Source organism: Aeribacillus sp. SP014 (assembly GCF_054055575.1).
This window is the reverse complement of record NZ_JBSRXI010000001.1, coordinates 2,795,034-2,810,192: the sequence shown is the minus strand read 5'-3', so window position 1 is coordinate 2,810,192 and position 15,159 is coordinate 2,795,034. Positions and strand designations below refer to the sequence as shown.

The 15,159-nt window shown below is 39.7% G+C and carries 17 protein-coding genes; 15 read left to right on the top strand and 2 right to left on the bottom strand.

The window, feature by feature from the left end:
- Positions 1–133 precede the first annotated feature (133 nt).
- The 3 genes from ACVIJU_RS13700 to ACVIJU_RS13690 all read left to right on the top strand — a co-directional run bounded on the left by ACVIJU_RS13700 (position 134) and on the right by ACVIJU_RS13690 (position 4,944).
- Positions 134–970 (top strand): lipoate--protein ligase family protein, encoded by an 837-nt coding sequence (locus ACVIJU_RS13700; RefSeq protein WP_063388107.1) that lies wholly within the window; start codon positions 134–136, stop codon positions 968–970.
- A 323-nt stretch (positions 971–1,293) separates the two neighbouring features.
- Complete coding sequence (locus ACVIJU_RS13695) at positions 1,294–3,855, top strand: vitamin B12-dependent ribonucleotide reductase (protein ID WP_063388108.1); 2,562 nt, start codon at positions 1,294–1,296, stop codon at positions 3,853–3,855.
- 210 nt (positions 3,856–4,065) lie between these two features.
- On the top strand, positions 4,066–4,944 hold the full coding sequence (locus ACVIJU_RS13690) for a patatin-like phospholipase family protein (RefSeq protein WP_063388109.1): 879 nt from the start codon (positions 4,066–4,068) through the stop codon (positions 4,942–4,944).
- Here the strand turns inward: ACVIJU_RS13690 and ACVIJU_RS13685 are convergent.
- Positions 4,941–5,312 carry an SA1362 family protein gene (locus ACVIJU_RS13685; RefSeq protein ID WP_456687684.1) on the bottom strand — a complete coding sequence of 124 codons (372 nt, stop codon included), beginning with the start codon at positions 5,310–5,312 and terminating at the stop codon, positions 4,941–4,943. The genes ACVIJU_RS13690 and ACVIJU_RS13685 overlap by 4 nt on opposite strands.
- Before the next feature lie 57 nt (positions 5,313–5,369).
- The gene (locus ACVIJU_RS13680; RefSeq protein WP_066247604.1) at positions 5,370–6,308 is read right to left on the bottom strand and encodes a DUF1385 domain-containing protein; all 939 of its coding nucleotides are present in this window, start codon (positions 6,306–6,308) and stop codon (positions 5,370–5,372) included.
- 243 nt (positions 6,309–6,551) lie between these two features.
- Here ACVIJU_RS13680 and ACVIJU_RS13675 point away from each other — a divergent pair, with 243 nt between their 5' ends.
- From ACVIJU_RS13675 to ACVIJU_RS13620, 12 genes are all read left to right on the top strand, one after another.
- Positions 6,552–7,046 (top strand): YqhR family membrane protein, encoded by a 495-nt coding sequence (locus ACVIJU_RS13675; protein WP_340733988.1) that lies wholly within the window; start codon positions 6,552–6,554, stop codon positions 7,044–7,046.
- Positions 7,047–7,186: 140 nt separating this feature from the next.
- A complete protein-coding gene (aroQ, locus tag ACVIJU_RS13670; protein ID WP_063388113.1) occupies positions 7,187–7,639 on the top strand; it encodes a type II 3-dehydroquinate dehydratase in 453 nt (150 codons plus the stop codon).
- Positions 7,629–8,690, top strand: a complete 1,062-nt coding sequence (locus ACVIJU_RS13665; protein ID WP_094246194.1) for a M24 family metallopeptidase — start codon at positions 7,629–7,631, stop codon at positions 8,688–8,690. The genes aroQ and ACVIJU_RS13665 overlap by 11 nt, the downstream gene beginning before the upstream one ends.
- Positions 8,691–8,740: 50 nt before the next feature.
- On the top strand, positions 8,741–9,298 hold the full coding sequence (gene efp, locus ACVIJU_RS13660; RefSeq protein WP_063388115.1) for an elongation factor P: 558 nt from the start codon (positions 8,741–8,743) through the stop codon (positions 9,296–9,298).
- 482 nt (positions 9,299–9,780) lie between these two features.
- The gene (gene spoIIIAA, locus ACVIJU_RS13655; RefSeq protein ID WP_327873846.1) at positions 9,781–10,698 is read left to right on the top strand and encodes a stage III sporulation protein AA; all 918 of its coding nucleotides are present in this window, start codon (positions 9,781–9,783) and stop codon (positions 10,696–10,698) included.
- A gap of 2 nt (positions 10,699–10,700) precedes the next feature.
- Positions 10,701–11,213 (top strand): stage III sporulation protein SpoIIIAB, encoded by a 513-nt coding sequence (gene spoIIIAB, locus ACVIJU_RS13650; RefSeq protein WP_063388117.1) that lies wholly within the window; start codon positions 10,701–10,703, stop codon positions 11,211–11,213.
- Between the two features lie 27 nt (positions 11,214–11,240).
- Positions 11,241–11,447: a stage III sporulation protein AC gene (gene spoIIIAC, locus ACVIJU_RS13645; RefSeq protein WP_063388118.1), complete on the top strand. Its 207-nt coding sequence runs from the start codon at positions 11,241–11,243 to the stop codon at positions 11,445–11,447.
- A 6-nt stretch (positions 11,448–11,453) separates the two neighbouring features.
- Positions 11,454–11,852 carry a stage III sporulation protein AD gene (gene spoIIIAD, locus ACVIJU_RS13640; protein ID WP_094246193.1) on the top strand — a complete coding sequence of 133 codons (399 nt, stop codon included), beginning with the start codon at positions 11,454–11,456 and terminating at the stop codon, positions 11,850–11,852.
- A 13-nt stretch (positions 11,853–11,865) separates the two neighbouring features.
- Positions 11,866–13,083 carry a stage III sporulation protein AE gene (gene spoIIIAE, locus ACVIJU_RS13635; protein ID WP_063388119.1) on the top strand — a complete coding sequence of 406 codons (1,218 nt, stop codon included), beginning with the start codon at positions 11,866–11,868 and terminating at the stop codon, positions 13,081–13,083.
- Between the two features lie 12 nt (positions 13,084–13,095).
- Entirely contained in the window at positions 13,096–13,713 is a 618-nt protein-coding gene (gene spoIIIAF / locus ACVIJU_RS13630; RefSeq protein ID WP_130156385.1) for a stage III sporulation protein AF, read from the top strand.
- On the top strand, positions 13,706–14,341 hold the full coding sequence (gene spoIIIAG / locus ACVIJU_RS13625) for a stage III sporulation protein AG (RefSeq protein WP_232515569.1): 636 nt from the start codon (positions 13,706–13,708) through the stop codon (positions 14,339–14,341). Before spoIIIAF ends, spoIIIAG begins: the two co-directional genes overlap by 8 nt.
- Positions 14,342–14,356: 15 nt before the next feature.
- Positions 14,357–14,977: a SpoIIIAH-like family protein gene (locus ACVIJU_RS13620; RefSeq protein WP_066247608.1), complete on the top strand. Its 621-nt coding sequence runs from the start codon at positions 14,357–14,359 to the stop codon at positions 14,975–14,977.
- Positions 14,978–15,159 lie beyond the last annotated feature (182 nt).

Below are 15,159 nucleotides of genomic sequence, written 5' to 3'. Positions count from 1 at the left end.
ATACGATTGTTGGACAACATTTATTATATAAAACAAGAATGGAAATGTCATTTCTTTTCGGGCGTTTTATTTAACAATATCCTCTTCATTTGATAGACTAAAAAAGCAAATATAAAATAAAGAGGGTTGCGATATGGGAAAAGAAATATGGAATTATATTGATTCTGGCTTTTCATCCCCTTTTTACAATATGGCTCTTGATGAAGCTTTATTGGACTGGCACAGTGAAGGAAAAATCGCTCCGACGATTCGTTTTTACGGATGGAATCCGCCGACATTATCCATCGGCTATTTTCAAAAGGTTGAAAAAGAAATTGATATGGATGCTGTAAGACGGCACGGCCTTGGCTTTGTACGAAGACCAACAGGCGGAAGGGGCGTGCTGCATGACAAGGAGCTTACATATAGCGTCATCGTATCCGAAGATCATCCGCGAATGCCCAAAACCGTGACAGAGGCTTATCGTGTAATTTCGGAAGGAATTTTGCATGGATTTCGCTTGTTAGGCTTAGACGCTCATTTTGCAATTCCAAGAACGGATGAAGAAAAACAGCATTTGAAAAATCCGCGGTCATCTGTATGCTTTGATGCACCGTCTTGGTATGAGCTGGTAGTTGAAGGAAGAAAAGTTGCCGGGAGTGCCCAAACTCGCCAGAAAGGCGTTATCCTGCAGCACGGCTCGATATTGCTAGATTTAGATGAAAAGCTGCTGTTCGACTTGTTTAAATATCCTAATGAGCGAGTCAGGGAAAGATTAGAGAAAAACTTTAAAAATAAAGCGGTGGCGATCAACGACCTTAGAGAAACTCCCGTCACAATGGAAGAGGCATGGAGCGCCTTTAAAAAAGGGTTTGAATACGGGCTTGATATTGAGCTGAGACCGTACCAATTGTCTAGCGAACAAGAAGAGTATGTGAAAAAACTGGCTAAAGAGAAATATGAAACAGAAGAATGGAATTTTAGAAGATAAAGCGGCGAACATGCCGTTTTTTGTATGATCAAAATGAAATGGATCGTTGCTTGTAAATTAAGGTGCCGATGTGTTTTCAAAAACTGCAACTGACAAATTTCTTCAAATACCGCCGGAATGATTCTAAGATCATTGATTTTCTTTTCCTTGCTTCTTTTTTTGGTTAGTTTTACATTTGACATTTTCATAATATAGCGTATATCATACAATATATAGAGCAAACAAATGTTCTTTAGCACAATATATTGTAATTTTTTCGTTGATAATATCATCTAAATGTGGTAACGTATATCAAGTACGATATTTTTAAGGGAGTTGTGAATATGACAGTGGCGCTGAATGAGAAAATGAAAATTGATGTGGAGAAGCTGAATAAAGATATCAGCCTTTTCCCGCAGGTGCATCCGATTACGGAAGATATGAAAATCACGCACAAAGGTGTTTCGCGCCTTGTAATGCTGGACAGGTATTCATTTAAAGACACTGAAAAAATTACGCTATCTGAAGGCGATTTTGTAGTGCTGACGATCAAGGAAGATCCAAAATTTCCTGCAAGAGGGCTAGGCTACATTAAAGAAATTGATTGGGAAAATAAAAAGGCAAAGGTTCAGGTCGAAGAAGAGTTTCGTCATACTCTTGAAAAGCCTGAAGAACGGGAGACGGGAATCATCGTTCGTTCTTTAGATGTCATCGAAAAACCGCTTGAAATTTTTTATGAACAAATTGCTAAAAGAAATGCAACAGGTCTTGCTGCTGTTGAAAAAACAGAAGAAAAAAGAAAAGAATGGTTTGAAAAATTTTATCAAGAGCTCGTCAATCTGCATTTTATTCCGGCTGGCCGGGTTCTTTACGGCGCTGGAGCAGGAACCGAAGTGACGTATTTTAACTGCTATGTCATGCCCTTTGTAAAAGATTCCCGTGAAGGGATCTCTGAACACCGCAAACAAGTAATGGAAATTATGAGCCGCGGAGGCGGTGTCGGCACGAACGGTTCAACATTGAGACCAAGAAACACATTAGCTCGTGGTGTAAACGGCAAATCATCAGGATCTGTGTCGTGGCTGGATGACATTGCAAAATTAACCCATCTTGTTGAACAAGGTGGCTCACGGCGAGGAGCCCAAATGATTATGCTGGCCGACTGGCATCCTGACATCATTGAATTTATCGTTTCCAAAATGCAAAACCCGCGCATTTTGCGCTACTTAATTGAAAATACAAATGATGAAGGAATTAAGAAGGCGGCTGAAGACAAGCTCAAATTTGTTCCTCTTACACAGCAAGAGCGCGACATGTATCAAGGAATTGTCAACTTTAAAAATGTTCCGGGCAAAGGAGGCTTTTCAGACGCTGTTATTAGAGAGGCGGAATTAAAGCTTCGAGTCGGAGGAACATATACTGTTCATAATCCGGAATTTTTAACAGGCGCTAACATTTCTGTCTGCTTGACGAAAGAGTTTATGGAAGCAGTGGAAGAAGATCGGGAGTATGAGCTTCGCTTCCCAGATGTGGAAAGCTACAATGATGAAGAAATGAAGATTTACAATGAAGAATGGCATAAAGTTGGCGATGTGCGCGAGTGGGAGAAAATGGGGCATCGCGTGCGCGTGTACCGCAAAATTCGCGCAAGAGAGCTTTGGAAGCTGATTAACATTTGTGCAACCTATTCAGCGGAGCCAGGTATTTTCTTCATTGACAATGCCAATGATATGACGAACGCAAGAGCATACGGACAAAAGGTTGTTGCAACAAATCCGTGCGGTGAACAGCCTCTTGCACCATATTCCGTCTGCAACTTAGCAGCAGTAAACTTGGCGAAGATGGTCGACAAGGAAAAGAAAGCTGTTGACTATGAAAAGCTCAAACGAACTGTGGAAATCGGCGTCAGAATGCAAGATAATGTCATTGATGCTACGCCTTATTTTCTCGAAGAAAACAAAAAGCAAGCGCTGGGTGAACGGCGCATCGGCTTAGGCGTTATGGGTTTGGCGGACTTGCTTATCTACTGTGAAAAAGAATATGGAGCAGAGGACGGCAACAAGCTTGTTGATGAAGTGTTTAAGGTAATTGCAACGACCGCATACCGGGCATCAATAGAACTGGCAAAAGAAAAAGGCAGCTTCCCGTTCCTAGTCGGCGAAACGGAAGAAGAGACGCAAAAATTAAGACAAGCCTTCATTAATACAGGATATATGAAAAAAATGCCGGAAGATATTCGCGAAAACATTTTAAAATATGGTATTCGCAACTCGCATTTGCTGACGGTAGCACCGACAGGATCAACTGGCACCATGGTTGGCGTTTCTACAGGTCTTGAGCCATATTTCTCCTTCTCATACTACCGAAGCGGGCGTCTTGGCAAATTTATTGAAGTAAAAGCGGATATCGTTCAAGAATATTTAAATGAACATCCGGAAGCTGATCCGAATCATTTACCGCATTGGTTTGTGTCAGCGATGGACTTGTCGCCTGAAGCTCATGCTGATGTGCAATGCATCATTCAACGATGGGTCGATTCAAGCCTTTCCAAAACAGTAAATGCGCCGAAAGGCTATACAGTTGATCAAGTGCAAAAAGTATATGAGCGCCTATGGAAGGGCGGAGCAAAAGGCGGAACTGTTTATGTAGACGGAAGCCGTGATACCCAAGTCCTGACATTAAAAGCGGAAGAAAATGTATTGAATGACGACATTCCGGAATCGACGAAAGAAAATGAAGGCAAAGTTGTGTTAATGAACACTGTTCAAGATTTGCGCTCAACTGATGTCACATATGGCAACGAAGTCGGCAATACATGTCCTGTTTGCCGGGAAGGGAAGGTTCAAGAAATCGGCGGCTGCAATACTTGTACAAAATGTGGTGCCCAATTGAAATGTGGATTATAATAAAGGGGCTGTCCAGAAAGTCAGATCCCCATTGAAAACAAAAAATCATAAACACCGATATATCAACGTTTCTAAAACATTAATGGGGGCGTCCATAAGCCGTAAAAACGACTTATTAGACACCCCCTTTATTCTTTTATTGAAAACAAACTTCTAAACATCGTTTTCCCTTCTTAAAATGTAGTAACGGAATAGTAAGGAGGGAATGCTTTGAAAATTGACGGTGTTTTTTCTGGTGGAGGGATCAAAGGCTTCGCTTTTATTGGAGCATACAAGGCCTTGGAGGAAAAAGGATTTGAATTCGCCAGGGTTGCTGGCACGAGCGCCGGTTCGATCATTGCCGCTCTCATTGCAGCCGGCTACAAAAGTGATGAAATCCTTTCTTTGATGGACAGCTTAGAGCTGCGAAAGTTTTTAGATAAAAGAAAAGGAATTATGTCATTTATGCTCATGAAATGGATCAGTGTTTATTGGCGGATGGGACTATATAAAGGACAATTTTTAGAAGAATGGATGGAAGAAAAATTAAAAGCAAAAGGAGTTTCAACATTTGCAGATTTGCCGAAAGGAAAGCTTCGTGTGATTGCCTCCGACCTTACGAACGGAAAAATTGTTGTATTGCCGGACGATTTAAGCAAATATGGAATCAATCCTAATAGATTTTCTGTTGCAAAGGCAGTCAGAATGAGCTCATGCCTCCCGTATTTTTTTGAACCTGTCAAACTATGGACGAAGGATGGCGTCAGTATTGTTGTCGATGGAGGAGTGCTCAGCAATTTCCCGATTTGGCTTTTTGATGGAAAAATAAAAAAAAGACCGATCCTCGGTTTTCAGCTTAGCGCGCATATAGAGGAAAGGCCAAAAAATGAAATTAAAAACGCTTTATCAATGTTTCATGCGTTATTTGAAACGATGAAGGAAGCGCACGATGCAAGGCATATTGCCACAAGGCATGAACGCAGCATCGTTTTTATTCCGGTTGAAAATATTTTAACGACGGAATTTAAAATTACGAATGAGAAGAAACAGGAATTAATTCAGCTCGGCAAAGAAAAAACGGAAACCTTTTTAAAAAAATGGTCCTATTAGAAAAGAGCTCTATTTTTCTTTTTTCCTTTTTTACCTTCGATGACTGTCAAATGATTGTTTTCTCTCCGCCTTTTAGCAGAGATAGCCGTTTTGTTTTTTTTGTGGAGTACGTGCTTTTGAGCATGATGTATCTTTTTGTCTTTAAATCTTTTTTTCGATCTTTTCGCAGCTTTTAAAAACTGTGAATACTCATTATTTGTACGTTTTTTCATCACTAAGCGATAAATGAGGATGATGATCCCGATGACAACCGCCCAAATAAACAATTTGAAAAAAGTCTTTGGATTGAAAAAGAGCATATAAATAAGCCCTAAACCTTCTAAAGTAGCGATAACGGCGAATACGGGATGGACGGGAAAACGATTCATCTAAAGGCCACCTCCATCAGTCATTTTCAAGAAAAAGAAAAGCTCTCGTTTATCAAATCAACCAATACGCTCCATTTTTTCCGTCTCTTCTTCCAATAAAAGCAGCTTTTGAAAGCTTGCAATCGCTACTTCCACTTGATCGTCTGTAGGTTCTTTTGTCGTCAGCAGCTGAAGCCAAAGTCCTGGATAACCAAGATATTTTAAAACAGGCTTATGCCGCAGCTTATTTGTAAACTGCAATACTTCAAATGAAATGCCGAGAACAACCGGTATAAGAGCGATTCGGTCAACAACGCGAAGCCAAAGCGGGTCTGTCGGAACGAGCAGATACACAAATACTCCAACAATAACCGTAAACAAAATGAAACTGGAACCGCATCGATAATGAAGTCTTGATTGTTTTTGTACATTTTCAACAGTTAAAGCGAGCCCGTTTTCATAGGCGTTAATCACTTTATGCTCAGCCCCATGGTATTGAAAAACACGCTTTACTAAAGGAGTCATCGAGATGAAATAAATATAAGCAAGCAACAGCAAAAGCTTAAAAAAGCCTTCGAGCAAAATTTGCCCCACATCCGATGAGATGATCGGCCTGAACCATTCTGCGATAAACACTGGAATTAAAGTAAAGATAAATTTGCCAAGCAAAAATGACAGCACTCCGACAGCAGCAGCTCCTAAAATGAGTGAAAGCTTCGACTCTTTTTTTTCTTCTGACAATAATTTTTCATCATCGGCTGGATCAACATCGTATCGATCTGAAGAATAGCTTAAATGCTTGGAGCCGTTTGCGCTTGCTTCAATAATGGCGGCAATTCCGCGAATAAAAGGAATTTTTTTGAAGCGGGATAATATAGGATGTTTTTTTCGCGGCAATTGAAAAAAATCAATTGAATTGTCTTTTCTCCTGATCGCTGTGACGAAATGATGCTTCCCTCCAAACATAACTCCTTCAATTACCGCTTGCCCGCCATACATAGTCTTTTCGTTTTTCATGACGCACCAACCTGCCTATCTATATAATAAAAAAGCTATTGAAAAGTTTTATTTATTACTATTCTACAAAAAATTAGATGAAACCTCTAGGTTGGATGTGTCTTTTTTCCAATAGGGCGGCGTGAAAAACTTTATCATTATTTAGTATGAATGAAATAAATTTTTTTATACAAAAAATAAACTTTTCATGAAAAATTCATCAAGAAAAGAAAAGTGGACATATTAAAAAAGGGAGGTGGACGGATGCTTAACAGCGAAAAAAAGAATTCTACTGGTAAGGAAAAGAAAAAAGAACCATTCCGATCCTTTTTTCTGAAAATTGTTGTCATTGGTTTTACTGGCGGAGTATTATGGAGTTTGATAGGATATTTAGCGTATGTGTTGAACTTTACGAAAATCGGGCCAAATCGAGCTCTCATGTTATTTGCCTTTGATAATTGGAAGAACGGAGTCGCTGGGCATTTTGCGGGAGCTGCCTTCATAGGCATCATTTCTATACTTACTGCATTTTTATATTATGTTCTGTTCAAAAAAGTTCGGTCAATATGGGGAGGCATTGTTTTCGGAGTCGCGCTGTGGGCCGTTGTTTTTTGCTGGCTAGGACCGGCTTTTCTAAAAATCGATCCGCTCGGTCGGCTTGGTACAAATACCATTGTCACCTCCATCTGCTTGTATGTGCTGTTTGGCGTTTTTGTCGGGTATTCCATTTCCTACGAATATAGGGAACGTCAATCATAAACTAAATGATGAGATTATAGAACTGTGTCAGGGTCACAAGATCCAATCATAAACTAAATGATGAGAGATCAAGAATCTTATGGTAGAATGTTCATAATACTGGACATTCTTTTTTAATACATGATAGAAAGGTGTAATCGATGGAGAGAATACTTGTGATCAATGGCCCGAATTTAAATTATTTAGGCGTGAGGGAGCCGCATATTTACGGAAAAAAAACATTGGCAGATTTGGAAAATGAATTGAAATCTCTCGGTGAAAAAAAACAAGTTCAATTTTCTTTTTTTCAATCGAATCATGAAGGAGAGATTATCGATAAGCTTTATGAAGCCGATCAACAATTTGATGGAGTGATTTTAAATCCAGGAGCTTTTACTCATTACAGCTATGCGATACGGGATGCAATTGCCAGCATTTCAAAACCGGTAATTGAAGTCCATATCTCCAATACAAATCAACGGGAACCGTTCCGGCATCATTCTGTCACAGCACCGGTGACACAAGGGCAAATAATTGGCTTAGGGTTTTACGGCTATCAATTGGCAGCTTTATCTTTACTACATTTGATCAGGGAGGAAACACATGAAGCTTGAAAAAGTTCGTTCACAAATGGAACAGTTAAATATTGACGGCATGCTCATTACAAACGAATATAACCGCCGCTATTTGACGGGATTTACAGGTACGGCCGGGGTCGCACTGGTGGCAAAAGAGGATGCATGCTTTATTACCGATTTCCGGTATGTAGAACAGTCAAAAAAACAAGTAAAGCATTTTAGAATCGTGCAGCATTCAGGATCGATTTTTGAAGAAGTCGCTGCGCAGGCGAAGAAAATGGGGATCAAAACGCTCGGGTTTGAGCAGGATCATCTTTCTTATTCAACATACACATCGTACAAGGATGTTTTAAAAGGGATTGAATTCGTTCCTGTCTCAAATATTGTGGAAAAGTTGCGCTTGATAAAGACTGATGAAGAGATTAAGATATTAAAGGAAGCCGCTGAAATCGTTGATGCTGCCTTTACACACATTTTACATATGATCCGTCCAGGTGTGAGAGAGATTGAACTAGCGAATGAGCTCGAATTTTTTATGCGAAAAAAAGGAGCAGCTTCCTCATCTTTCGATACGATTGTCGCGTCAGGCTATCGGTCAGCCCTTCCCCATGGTGTAGCAAGTGAAAAACCAATTGAAAAGGGAGAGCTTGTAACGTTTGACTTTGGCGCCTATTATAAAGGATACTGTTCAGATATGACGCGGACAATTGCTGTTGGAGATCCTGGAGATGAAATGAAAGAAATTTATAACATCGTGCTTGAAGCGCAAAAGAAAGGCGTGCGCGAAATCAAGTCTGGAATGACTGGAAGGGAAGCGGATGCTGTCACACGTACCTACATTGAGGATAAAGGATACGGGGAATATTTCGGTCATTCAACTGGACATGGAATCGGACTTGAAATCCATGAAGGACCGACACTGTCCGCTCGCTCTGATACCGTTCTTCAGCCAGGCATGGTGGTCACGGTTGAACCTGGTATATACCTTCCAGGAAAAGGCGGGGTAAGAATTGAGGATGATATTTTGATCACTGAGCACGGAAATGAAGTGTTGACTCATTCGAAGAAAGAGCTCATCATTCTCTAGCGAGTGCCCCAATCAATGTTGTTAAAGAAAATGTAATAGGAGGACCAAATATGATTTCTGTAAATGATTTTCGTACAGGTTTAACGATTGAAGTCGATGGGGGGATTTGGCGCGTTCTTGAATTCCAGCATGTAAAGCCTGGTAAAGGGGCGGCGTTCGTTCGTTCAAAATTGCGCAACCTTCGGACAGGTGCCATCCAAGAAAAAACGTTTCGGGCTGGCGAAAAAGTAGCACGTGCTCAAATTGACACCCGGAAAATGCAATATTTGTATGCAAATGGCGATCAGCACGTTTTCATGGACACAGAATCGTATGAACAAATTGAGCTTACTTCAAAACAAATTGAATATGAGTTGAAGTTTTTGAAAGAAAATATGGAAGTATACATCATGATGTATCAAGGCGAAACAATCGGAATTGAGCTTCCGAACACGGTTGAATTAACTGTTACGGAAACAGAACCTGGCATTAAAGGGGACACTGCATCAGGCGGCTCTAAACCGGCTACGCTTGAAACAGGGCTTGTCGTGCAAGTGCCGTTTTTCGTTAATGAAGGGGACGTTATTATCGTCAATACTTCTGATGGTTCTTATGTTTCCCGTGCGTAATTATTCTTAAAAAAATAATGAAAAAAGTCAAAGAAAACGAAAAGACCCGCAGAATTCATAACTGATTTCTGTGGGTTATTTTTTTGAAAAGAAAGATTTTATAGCTATTTTCGCAATCGTTTATAAAAGACCAGAATACACAAGCTTTCCAACCTGGCCTTTTTTTGAACAGGATTCAATTACAGCTTGTCCACCTTTAATGATCCATCCACGCTTTTTTCTTTTTCCTCAATTCACTGAAAACGGCAAAAGGTATAACAATATAAATAAAAGCCGCAAGAAGCCATACAAGTCCATCATAAATTTGAACCAACATTCACTCACCACCCCCTAACTCCATTATAACTGTTAAAATCAGAAAATTCTATCAAAATTCTATTGAAATGATAAATGCAAAAAAAGGAATAAGAGAAACGGTAGTCATAAAGTGGCCAAGCTTGCATACATTGAAAATAAATAAGGTATTAAAGGGGGAAGGAAGATTGAAAGAAATCATCTCAATTTTTCCCGAAACAATTGCAAATGAATTAAAGCAGCTTCCTTCTTCTTTTTTTGAACAGATGGAAGAAATTCGCATACGTTTGTACAAGCCGATTGAAATCATCGTTTTCGGCAAACCGCACTTTCTTCACTACGAGGCGACAAAAGAAGACGGGATGATGATTTTAAACAAGATCAGCCAATATTCGATTTACACACTGGAGGAAGAATTAAAGAGAGGTTTTATTACGATTGGAGGAGGGCACCGGATCGGCCTTGCTGGAAAAGTGATTACAGAAAACGGCAATGTCAAAGCCATACGGCACGTTACATCTTTTAATATTCGGATAGCAAGGGAGAAAATAGGCCTGGCTGAGCAATATATTCCTTATGTATATGAAAAAAAATGGTTAAATACGCTTATTTTTGGACCTCCCCAATCAGGAAAAACGACGCTGCTGCGCGATTTTGCCCGGATCATAAGTACTGGGGTTAAAACGATTCCGCCTCAAAAGGTCGGCATTGTGGATGAAAGATCAGAAATAGCCGGCAGTGTAAAAGGAATTCCGCAATTTACTTTTGGTCTTCGCATTGATGTATTGGACGGATGCCCGAAAGCAGAAGGGATGATGATGTTGATCCGTTCGATGAGCCCTGACATCATTATTGCTGATGAAATAGGGCGTAAGGAAGATACCGATGCATTAATGGAAGCTGTGAACAGCGGTGTTCAGCTGTTTGTGAGCGCTCATGGCGAATGCTTTGAAGATTTGCTGCACCGTCCGACCTTAAGAGAACTTATTCAATTAGGCATTTTTGACCGATACATGGAATTGGAGAAAAAAGGTACTCCAGGGACGGTTTCCCGTATATTTGGAAAAAAAGAAAAAGAGATTGTGTATAAAGCAGGTGTGAAATAGCGATGAAATTGCTAGGGTCTTTATTCATCTTATTAGCAACAACATGGATTGGGTTTGATTCGGCTAAACGATTGACAGAGCGGACAAGACAATTGCGGCAATTAAAGGTTTCTTTGCAAAGCTTGGAAGCTGAGATCATGTACGGCCACACACCATTGCAGGATGCATCGCTTCATATTGCCAAACAGGCAGCCCCTCCGCTTTCTAATCTATTTACATTATTTTCTGAGAAATTATCGCAAGGCGACATTGATGTGAAAAGCGCATGGGAAAGCAGCCTGCTTGAAATATGGCCTTATACATCGCTGAAGGAAGGGGAATTGGAAGTTTTAAAGCAATTTGGAGAAACATTGGGGCAGCATGATTTAATCAGCCAGCAAAAGCATATTAAATTGACAATGGCTCATTTGGAAAAAGAAGAAAAAGAAGCGCTGTTTAATCAAGAGCATTACGGAAAAATGACGAAAAGCTTAGGATTTTTAGCGGGATTGCTCATTATCATTCTTTTGATGTAGCGATATAAGCTGGGAGGAGAAAGGGACATGGGTGTTGACGTCAACACAATTTTCCAAATCGCTGGAATCGGAATTATCGTTGCGTTTCTTCATACCATTTTAGATCAAATGGGGAAGAAAGAGTACGCCCAATGGGTTACATTGTTGGGGTTTATTTACATACTTTTTATGGTTGCTTCCATTGTCAACGATTTGTTCCAAAAAATTAAAGCGGTTTTTCTTTTTCAAGGATAGGAGGTTTTGGAGATTGAAATTTTTCAAATTGTCGGGCTAGGATTGATTGCAACTTTGCTCGCTCTTGTCATAAAAGAACAAAAGCCGACCTTTGCCTTTCTATTAATCGTCTTTACCGGTGTCTCCATTTTTCTTTTTTTAGTGGATCAAATTTATGAATTGATTCGAATGGTCGAAAGAATTGCGAATGAAGCAAGCATTGATTTGATTTATGTCGAAACCATTTTAAAAATCATCGGAATTGCCTATATTGCTGAATTTGGTGCGCAAATTACGAAAGATGCCGGACAAGGCTCCATTGCATCCAAAATTGAATTGGCAGGGAAAATTTTAATCTTATCTATGGCAATTCCGATCATGACGGTGATTATACAAACGATGATTAAGCTTCTCCCAAATATATAAGTTTTAGGGGGTGATGGGGATTCAGTTATCATTTTTTCGCGGCATCCTTTTTTTGGCGTTTTTTGCTTTCGCTGTGCCAAACATGGTACAAGCCTCTCAAGAACAAAATTCATCGGCAGATCCTCCAAAAGAAGAAGCGATTCAACAAGAATATATGGCAGAACAAATGGACGAGCTTGGGATTGAGGAAATTAAAAATTTTTGGAATGACATTATGACGACATACGGAGGACTTCTTCCGGAAAGCCAGAAGGGAAGCTTGATGGATTTTATTAAAGGTGAAAAACAATTTTCTATAAAAGAGTGGGCCGTTGGCATTTTGAAATTTCTTTTACATGAAATCTTGGCAAACGGAAAGCTTCTTGGAACCATTATCATTTTAACGATATTTAGCGTTCTTCTCCAGCATTTACAAAACGCCTTTGAAGAAAAAAATGTGAGCAAAGTTGCTTACTCCATTGTTTATATGGTGCTTGTCATTTTAGCTTTAAACAGTTTTCACGTAGCCATTTCCTATGCAACGAATGCGATTAACGGGATGACAAGCTTTCTTCTAGCCTTAATTCCGATGTTAATAGCTTTAATGGCGTCATCTGGAGGAGTTGCTTCGGCTGCATTTTTTCACCCCATTACCATTTTCTTGATGAACGGAAGCGGTTTGTTGATTGAAAAAATTGTTCTCCCTCTGCTGTTTTTGTCTTCTTTGTTATTTTTAATCAGCACGATGACGGATCAATATAAAGTTACTCAGCTAGCTCAGCTGTTCAGAAGCATTAGCATCTGGCTTTTAGGCATTTTCTTAACCATTTTTTTAGGAGTGATTTCTGTCCAGGGGGCGACGGCAGCTGTGACAGACGGGATCGCCTTGCGGACGACAAAGTTTATAACGGGAAACTTTATACCTGTGCTTGGAAAAATGTTTACGGAAGCGGCTGATACGCTCTTCAGCGCATCGATGCTGTTAAAAAACACAATTGGCGTCATTGGTGTTGCCATTCTCTTTTTGATCACCATTTTTCCGGCAATGAAAGTACTGGCGATTGCCTTCATCTATAAATTTGCCGCAGCCGTTTTGCAGCCTTTAGGGCCGGGAGAGATTATCTCCTGTTTAGACATCATCTCCAAGAGCATCATCTATATACTAGCGGCACTGATCCTTGTATCGTTCATGTTTTTTTTAAGCATTACAGTTATTATCGCAGCGAGCAATGTCACCATGATGGTTCGATAGGAGTGGTGGTATATGTCATTCATCACCGAATGGGTCACTAATATCATATTATTTATTTTTATTGCCATTATTTTAGATATGCTGCTGCCGAGATCCGCAATGCAAAAATATGTAAAAGTCGTTGTTAGTTTATTATTAGTGTCTGTCATTCTTACGCCGATTTTAAAAATATTTTCCTATGATTTTCCGAACTTGTTATCCGAGGAGCTGCTGAACTCGGAAGCAAAAGAAGATTCAATAAAAAAATCAATAGAATTTAAGAAAAATGAAATACAAGCTAACAACCGTGCATATATTTTAGAACAAATGGCTGTCCAAATGAAAAATTTAGCGGAAGAGGAGCTGGTAGAAAACTATGGTTTAAAGGTTCAAAAAATTCATCTTTCGGTTGATGAAACAAAAGAGAAGATTGAATCAGAAAACGATTTAAAGCAAGTTACAGTTTTCGTGGAAGAAAAAGATCTTCCCCACACGGTTGAAACGGTTAAACCGGTTCAAATCAACATGAACGAAGAAGACAAAAAAATGCTCGCAAATGAAAACGAAATAATTGCCCAGCTTGCAGAAACATGGGGAGTATCGAAAGAAAAAATTTCGATTGAAATGGAAGGAGGCGGCCTAAGTGAATGATAGGAAAAATTTTTTGCAGCGACTAGCCTCTCTTCTTCCCGGACGAGATATGCTCAAAAAATCAGCCACCTATCCATTCATGCTTATACTTTTGACGCTTGGAATCGCTTTTATGCTGATCGGCAGTTTTTTATCCGGCGAAAGCAAAACAGTAGAAACGATAAACACCGCTGCAGAAGAAGAGGATGTTGAGCCCGCATTTAAACAAACAACAAGTGAAAAAGGAACAATTGAACGTTATGAACAGCAGTATGCAAATGAGCTAAAAGGAGCGCTTCAGTCCATTTCAGGCGTAGGTGAGGTAGAAGTTATTGTCAATGTTGACTCTTCATCTGAAAGTGTGTTGGAAAAAAATCGCTCGATTCAAAACCAAACGACAGATGAGACGGACCGTGAAGGCGGAAAGCGGCAGGTGGAAGATAAATCTGTTGACGAACAAGTGGTAATCATTCGAAAAGGGGATCAAGAATCGCCCATCGTTGTAAAAACCGAAAAGCCGAAAATACGCGGAGTGTTAGTAGTAGCAAAAGGTGCTGAAAACGTTCAAATTAAAAAAATGATCACCGATGCAGTTACAAGGGTGCTTGATGTTGATAGTCATAGAGTAGCCGTATTGCCAAAAAAGTAAAGGAGGATGCTTGACATGTTAAAAAAACAAACTGTTTGGTTATTAACCATGTTAAGTTTAGTTGTTGTGCTGTCCGTTTATTACATTACATCTCCTGAAGGAGGATCTTCCCCTGATGTGGTGTTGACGGATACAGAGACGAATTCGAATGAAAAAGAAAGCGGAAATGACAATAATAAAGAACAAACAGAGCAGCAAAAAACTGATGCGAAGCAGCAAGAAAAAGAACAATCGAGCAAGCAGTCCAGCTCAGAAGATGGATCGGTAGTCTCCACAATAACGGACGATGATTTATTTACTGCGCTGAGAATGGAAGTGGAAGATGAAAGAAGTGAACGCAAGCAGGAGCTGGAGACAATTATTGGGTCCAATGATGTCTCATCTGAGGAAAAAAACAATGCATATGAGGAGATGCGCGAATTATCCAAGCTGTCAGAGAAAGAGAAGGTATTAGAAACACTTATCAAAACAAAAGGCTACGAGGATGCATTAGTTCGCGCTGATGGAGACAAGGTGAGAATTACCGTAAAAGCGAAAGAACACTCCCCGCAGCAAGCAAACGAACTGATTCAATTGGTGAAGGATGAAATCCAGTCCATGCAAGATGTTGCCGTAACATTTGAAATAGCAAAGTAACATGACTCCCCGAGAAAAATCGGGGATTTTTTCATGTGAAGAAAAAGCTGCTTTGAATTGTTTGCTCATATTTTTAATAGTTATTGAATTTTAGCAAAAAGTTATCGTATCATAAATGATAGTTACTTTTAATACTTGATGATAATATCTAGCAAATTGGAATTCATTTTAAGGAGTGTTTT

Coding starts and splice junctions, on each gene's coding strand:
- ACVIJU_RS13700 (WP_063388107.1), top strand. CDS start 134: ATGGGAAAAGAAATATGGAATTATATTGATTCTGGCTTTTCATCCCCT.
- ACVIJU_RS13695 (WP_063388108.1), top strand. CDS start 1,294: ATGACAGTGGCGCTGAATGAGAAAATGAAAATTGATGTGGAGAAGCTG.
- ACVIJU_RS13685 (WP_456687684.1), bottom strand. CDS start 5,312: ATGAATCGTTTTCCCGTCCATCCCGTATTCGCCGTTATCGCTACTTTA.
- ACVIJU_RS13680 (WP_066247604.1), bottom strand. CDS start 6,308: ATGAAAAACGAAAAGACTATGTATGGCGGGCAAGCGGTAATTGAAGGA.
- ACVIJU_RS13675 (WP_340733988.1), top strand. CDS start 6,552: ATGCTTAACAGCGAAAAAAAGAATTCTACTGGTAAGGAAAAGAAAAAA.
- aroQ (WP_063388113.1), top strand. CDS start 7,187: ATGGAGAGAATACTTGTGATCAATGGCCCGAATTTAAATTATTTAGGC.
- ACVIJU_RS13665 (WP_094246194.1), top strand. CDS start 7,629: ATGAAGCTTGAAAAAGTTCGTTCACAAATGGAACAGTTAAATATTGAC.
- efp (WP_063388115.1), top strand. CDS start 8,741: ATGATTTCTGTAAATGATTTTCGTACAGGTTTAACGATTGAAGTCGAT.
- spoIIIAB (WP_063388117.1), top strand. CDS start 10,701: ATGAAATTGCTAGGGTCTTTATTCATCTTATTAGCAACAACATGGATT.
- spoIIIAC (WP_063388118.1), top strand. CDS start 11,241: ATGGGTGTTGACGTCAACACAATTTTCCAAATCGCTGGAATCGGAATT.
- spoIIIAE (WP_063388119.1), top strand. CDS start 11,866: ATGGGGATTCAGTTATCATTTTTTCGCGGCATCCTTTTTTTGGCGTTT.
- spoIIIAF (WP_130156385.1), top strand. CDS start 13,096: ATGTCATTCATCACCGAATGGGTCACTAATATCATATTATTTATTTTT.
- ACVIJU_RS13620 (WP_066247608.1), top strand. CDS start 14,357: ATGTTAAAAAAACAAACTGTTTGGTTATTAACCATGTTAAGTTTAGTT.